This is a genomic window from Sphingomonas bacterium (assembly GCF_903644055.1).
In the GTDB taxonomy this organism is placed as follows: Bacteria; Pseudomonadota; Alphaproteobacteria; order Sphingomonadales; family Sphingomonadaceae; genus Sphingomonas_I.
In genome coordinates, this window is the sequence record NZ_CAHJXD010000232.1 from 1 (window position 1) to 4,179 (window position 4,179).

Consider the following 4,179-nt stretch of genomic DNA (forward strand, 5'->3'; position numbering starts at 1 on the left):
GCGAAGAAGCTCGCCAGCGGCATCGCGAGCCCCAGCGGCGCCAGCAGCAGGCAGGCGCCCGCCGCCGAAACCAAAGCCGCGCCGATCACGCCGCCGATCAGCGCGCGATCGCCGTTCGCGCCTTCCCGCGCCGCCAGCAGGACCGACGCTCCGCTCGCCATACCGGGCCAGCCTACCAGACCAGCACGCGCTGTTCGGGCGCCAGATACAGCCTGGTCGTCGGCGCGGGCTTGTAGGCGTCGTACCAGGGCGCGAGGTTGCGGACGATCCAGACGCGCTGTGCCGAGGGCGAGTGCGGATCGGTCAGCAGCCGCTGGCGAAGGTCCGCCTCGCGATAGTTGCGTCGCCACACCTGCGCCCAGCCGAGATAGAAACGCTGGTCGCCGCTGAGCCCGTCGATCACCGGCGCGGGCTTGCCGCCGAGCGCCTTCCTGTAGGCGTCATAAGCGATCGTCAGCCCGGCGAGATCGGCCATATTCTCGCCGAGCGTCAGCGCGCCCTTCACATGCATGCCGGGCAGCGGCTCATAGGCGTCATATTCGGCGGCAAGCTTGCCGGTCAGCGCCTTGAAGCTGGCGACGTCCTGCGGCGTCCACCAGCTCGTCAGGCGGCCGTGCGAATCATATTTGGCGCCCTGATCGTCGAAATGATGGCTGAGCTCGTGCCCGATCACCGCGCCGATGCCGCCATAGTTGACCGCCGGATCGGCGTGCGGATCGAAGAAGGGCGGCTGGAGGATCGCGGCGGGGAAGACGATCTCGACCATGCCGAAATTGGCGTAGGCGTTGATCGTCATTGGGGTCATCCCCCATTCCCAGCGGTAGATCGGCTTGCCTAGCTTGTCGGTCGAAAAAGCATGCTGCCATTCGTTGGCGCGCCAACGGTTGCCGAACGCGTCGCCGGGCACGATCCGCAATGCCGCATAATCCTTCCATTGCGACGGATAGCCGATCTTGGGGGTGAAGGCGGCGAGCTTGGCGTGCGCCTGCGCCTTGGTTTCGGGCGCCATCCAGGCAAGCTTGTCGATTCGCGCGTTCATCGCCGCGATGATGTTCCTGACGAGCTGATCGGCGGCGGCCTTGGTCTCGGGCGGAAAATATTTCGCGACGTAGATCTTGCTGACGTCGTCGGCGAGCGCGCCGCTGGCGAAGGCGACGCCGCGCTTCCAGCGATCCTGCTGCTGCGGAACTCCCGAAAGCGCGGTCCCGAAGAAAGCGAACTGCTCCTGATCGAAGGCGCGCGGCAGCACGGCGGCATAACCGTCGAGCGAGCGGACCAGCAGTTGATCCTTGAGCACGCCGAGCGGCGCTGCGGCGATCAGCCGGGCGATCCCCGCGATCGCGCTGGGCTGGGCGACGATCACCGTATCGACGGGCGTGCCGATGCCCTTGAGATAGGCGGCGAAATCGAAGCCGGGCGAGGTCTGCGCGAGCGCGGCGACGGTCGTCTTGTTGTAGGTCTTGTCGGCGTCGCGGCTGTCGATCCGCGTCCAGCTCACCTTGGCGACCTCGGTCTCGTGCGCGACGATCGCGGCGGCGCGCACGTCCGCATCCTTTTCGCCCGCCAGCGTCAGCACCCTGGCGAGATGCGCCTGATAGGCCGCCTTGGTCTCCCGCAGCTTGGGATCGGCGCTGAGATAATAATCGCGGTCGGGCATGCCGAGCCCCGCCTGGCGGAGCGAGACGACGTAAAGCTCGGGATTCTTATTGTCTTGGCCGACGCCCGCGCCGACCGGACCGCCGATCCCCGCGCGATCCGCCTCGGCCACCAGCACGGCATAGCCCGCCTTGCTCTTGAGCGTGCGGATCTTGTCGAGCCACGGCTGGATCGGGGTCAGGCCCTTCGATTCGATCGTATTGGTATCGAGAAAGGTCGCATAGGCGACACCGATCTTGGACCCGGGATCGGCCTTGGCGGCTTCGAGGATGCCGCGCGTGCGTTCGCGCGAGAGGTCGTCGAGCATTTCGAACGAACCGTAGGAGGCTTTGTCGGCGGGGATCGCGGTCGTCCTGCCCCAGGCGCCGTTGGCGTAGAGGTAGAAATCGTCGCCGGGCGCGACGCTCCGGTCCATGCCGGCCTCGTCGAACCCGAAGCTGCCGATCTGCGGCTGGTCGGCGGCCAGCGCGGGAAAAGTCAGCGCGCCTGCCGCGATCAGCAGCAGCAGTTTCTTCGGCATGGCGGGCAACCTCATCCTGTATTTGCGTGGGGGATAGCCCGCCGCTCCGCCCAAGGAAAGCTCAGCCCCGCTCGCGCATCAGCCTCTGCTGGTCGCGCTTCCAGTCACGATCCTTGATCGTCTCGCGCTTGTCGTGGAGCTTCTTGCCCTTGGCGAGCGCTAGCTCGACCTTGGCGCGGCCGCGGCCGTTGAAATAGACCGCCATCGGGATCAGCGTCATACCCTCGCGGCTGACGCCGGTGTGCATCTTCTCGATCTCGCGCTCGTGCAGCAGCAGCCTGCGCGGGCGCTTGGGTTCGTGGTTGAAGCGGTTGCCGAAATTATATTCGGGGATGTTGGCGTTGATCAGATTGACCTGCCCATTCTTGACCTCGGCATAGGCCTCCGCGATCGATCCCTCGCCGAAGCGCAGCGACTTCACCTCGGTGCCGGTCAGCGCGATCCCCGCCTCGAAGAATTCCTCGAGGAAATATTCGAACCGCGCGCGCCGGTTCTCGGCGACGATCTTCTTCTTTTCGAACTCGGGGGGACGCGGGCGAGCCATGATTCACTTCAAAGGGAGGGTCAGGCGTATTGCCGCGCAACCGTGGGCTGAGGGATGGATTGCCCGCTCGCACGCGCGGCATCGATCCAGCAGGTGATCGCATCATAGATATTGTTCAAGGCTTCATCGGGCGATGCGCCATCGGAAATGCATCCCTTGAGTTCGGGTGCGTAAGAAGCGAAGCCGCCGCCAAGTTCCACAGACAGCGGCTCGACAAAGACCCGATAGCTCCGCGCGTCGACATTCATGGCCTGGGCAGTCCTTCAATCATGCCGATCAGCAACCGGATATAGATGGGCTTGATCGGGCGGCGTGCCGGGATCGTCAAATGCCCACCGATTTCCGGATGCGACAGCGTGTAATGTGATCCTCGCGTCGGCGCCTTGCAAGTTATTCCGAAATCACGACACAGCGACTGAATATCGGCGATGGTCCAGTCACCTCGCGGGCTGGTCTTCATCGCGGCGAAGAGCTTGTCACTCCGCGCCATCAGCCGGCGATCAACCCCGCATGCTCAAGCGCCGCATCCACCGCCGCCCGGCTCGCCTCGCTCGGCCAGGTCATCGGCAGGCGCAGCTCCTGCGGAAATTCCGGGTGGACCCTGGTCAGCGCATATTTGGTCGGGCCGGGCGAGGCATCGCTGAACAAGGCTGCGTGCAGGGGAAACAGCCTGTCCTGCAACGCCAGCGCATCGGCCCAGCGCGCTTCCCGGCACGCCGCCTGGAAATCGGCGCAGAGGCGCGGCGCGACGTTGGCGGTGACCGAGATGCAGCCCTTGCCCCCCATCGCCATATAGCCGAGCGCAAGATCGTCGTTGCCCGAGAGCTGGCAGAAATCCGCGCCACAAGCGAGGCGCTGCGCGGCGACCCGTTCGACCTTGCCGCTGGCGTCCTTGATCCCGATCACGGTCGGCAGCCTGGCAACCTCGGCCAGGGTCTCGACCATGATGTCGGTGACGGTGCGCGACGGCACGTTGTAAACCAGGATCGGCAGGTCGCAATTCTCGGAAAGATGGGTGAAGTGCGCGACGATGCCCTGCTGGTTGGGTCGGTTGTAATAGGGCAGCACCACCAGCGCCGCATCGGCGCCCGCCGCCTTGGCGCGCCGCATGTGGCCGAGCGCCACCGCCGTATGATTCGATCCGCAGCCGGCGATCACGGGCACGCGCCCCGCCGATCGCTCGATGCAGAGCGCCACGACGCGATCATGCTCCTCGATCGACATGGTCGCGCTCTCGCCGGTGGTGCCGCAGGGCACGAGCGCCGACGATCCGCTCTCGATCTGCCAGTCGACGAAGCGGCGGAACGCCTCCTCGTCGACCCTGTCGTCTCGGATCGGCGTGACGAGGGCAGGAATCGACCCGAAGAACATAGGCTCTCTCTTCACCTTGGGCGCGGCACACGCCATATCGCGCCGTATGGATCTGAAAGAGTCCGCGCGGCGCCCGCCAGATAGGGAA

General features: G+C 65.6%; 5 protein-coding genes. All 5 read right to left on the reverse strand.

Annotated features, from left to right (window positions below; all coding sequences use genetic code 11):
- Window positions 1–172: 172 nt before the first annotated feature.
- Window positions 173–2,176, reverse strand: coding sequence for a M13 family metallopeptidase (locus HUU94_RS10305; protein ID WP_174274997.1), 2,004 nt, complete (start codon window positions 2,174–2,176; stop codon window positions 173–175).
- 61 nt (window positions 2,177–2,237) lie between these two features.
- Window positions 2,238–2,720, reverse strand: a complete 483-nt coding sequence (gene smpB, locus HUU94_RS10310; protein ID WP_174274998.1) for an SsrA-binding protein SmpB — start codon at window positions 2,718–2,720, stop codon at window positions 2,238–2,240.
- A 20-nt stretch (window positions 2,721–2,740) separates the two neighbouring features.
- Window positions 2,741–2,968, reverse strand: a complete 228-nt coding sequence (locus tag HUU94_RS10315; RefSeq protein WP_174274999.1) for a type II toxin-antitoxin system HicB family antitoxin — start codon at window positions 2,966–2,968, stop codon at window positions 2,741–2,743.
- A complete protein-coding gene (locus tag HUU94_RS10320; RefSeq protein WP_174275000.1) occupies window positions 2,965–3,210 on the reverse strand; it encodes a type II toxin-antitoxin system HicA family toxin in 246 nt (81 codons plus the stop codon). Before HUU94_RS10320 ends, HUU94_RS10315 begins: the two co-directional genes overlap by 4 nt.
- Window positions 3,210–4,091 (reverse strand): 4-hydroxy-tetrahydrodipicolinate synthase, encoded by an 882-nt coding sequence (gene dapA / locus HUU94_RS10325; RefSeq protein WP_174275001.1) that lies wholly within the window; start codon window positions 4,089–4,091, stop codon window positions 3,210–3,212. The genes HUU94_RS10320 and dapA overlap by 1 nt, the downstream gene beginning before the upstream one ends.
- Window positions 4,092–4,179 lie beyond the last annotated feature (88 nt).